We start from the raw sequence: 223 nt of genomic DNA on the forward strand, positions 1-223 counted from the left end.
CGTGAGTTCCTATGGCGACTGGGGCGTCTACACGGCCCAGACCGGGCGATCGAAGATCTGCTATGCGCTCAGCCAGCCCCAGGAACGCCTGCCGAAAAACCTGAATCGCGATCCCGCGTATCTCTTCGTGTCCTTCCGTCCGGCCGAGAACGTGAAGAACGAGGTCGCCCTCGTGCTGGGCTTCACGGCCAAGGAGAACGGCCTGGCTTCGGCGGCCGTCGGC

The 223-nt window shown here is 64.6% G+C and carries 1 pseudogene; it reads left to right on the forward strand.

Annotated features, from left to right (window positions below):
• A pseudogene (locus E4K09_RS29450) lies at positions 1 to 223 on the forward strand (invasion associated locus B family protein); the annotation flags it as partial.

The organism is Microvirga pakistanensis, assembly GCF_004458765.1.
In the GTDB taxonomy this organism is placed as follows: Bacteria; Pseudomonadota; Alphaproteobacteria; order Rhizobiales; family Beijerinckiaceae; genus Microvirga; species Microvirga pakistanensis.